Raw genomic sequence first — 1099 nt, forward strand, 5'->3', positions numbered from 1 at the left:
TCTGGCCTTTTTGCTTCCCTGGCAGCGGTGCTCCACAGGTCGCACATGTCTCCGCCGGTTCTTCTATACTGGGATTCGCTTTGTGATACGCCGCCCACCATTCGATCCTACACGGGTCACTGCAGAACCGCCGTTGTTTCCCTGTTCCCCATTCTGCCTGAAACTCTTTCCCGCAGTTGGGACAGATCGCTTTTGCTTGTTCTCTTGCCTGCCGTCGTTCCATGACCTTACGAGCATGATATTTGACCCGGCATTGGTCACTGCAAAACCGCCTCCGCCGTCCCCGTTCTCCACTCTGCTCCACGATATCTCCACAGCCTGGGCAGATATCTACTGGCACATCATAATGCCGCTTGGCGTTATGATATTTGTGCCGACATGCGTCACAGCAAAATTTCTGCCGCGTGATATGACACGTTGGCTCAAACGGCTGCCCGCAGTTCAGGCACTGCAAAATTCGCTTTTCCTCACTCATGACCTCTCTGCCCCCTGTCTTTTTACTCCCATCTTACCACAGGGGGAAAGGTCCTCCTCTATTTTACGCTTACAGATGCAAAAGGCCATTTTCGTGATGTGGTGTGATTCGAACCTCTGAGCAAAGAGAAAACAGCGAGAGAAGCCCCCGCTGGTAGTTCAAATCGAACTGCCAGCGGGGGCTTCTCTCTTTTTATTACGCAGCTGTTTCAGTTGGTGGTATTGCTTGCTTTGTCCCTGGTTCCTTGGTGGTCTTGGTAATAGCTTTCTGCCATGGCTTTGGATATACTTGCTTTGCAAAACGAGGAAAGGAGAGCAGGCCATGGCAAACACGAAAAACCTATGCGCTCAAATCGACATCGCCCTGCACAACCGGGTAACAGAAGAAAAAGACCGCCTGGAGATGACCACCAGCCAGTACATCACCCAATTACTAATGGAATATTACGAGAAGAAAGAAAATGGAGGTAAATCGACTATGGCGAACAACGGCAGCAGAACGATGGCATTCCAGATCTCCGAGGAACTCTTCCAGCGCATCAAGACCCACCTGGCCAGAGAAACGGCTCGGACCGGCGTAAAGCTCACCCAGCGGGACTTCGTCCTGGGCCTGATCGAGCAGGCG

At 52.1% G+C, this 1099-nt stretch carries 1 protein-coding gene; it reads left to right on the forward strand.

Annotated features, from left to right (window positions below; translation table 11 throughout):
- Window positions 1–796: 796 nt before the first annotated feature.
- The coding region (locus B5F88_RS19680) for a translation initiation factor 2 (RefSeq protein WP_087937072.1) at window positions 797–1099 on the forward strand (303 nt) is incomplete at its 3' end.

Origin of the sequence: Flavonifractor sp. An306 (assembly GCF_002159455.1) — a bacterium.
GTDB lineage: Bacteria > Bacillota > Clostridia > Oscillospirales > Oscillospiraceae > Flavonifractor.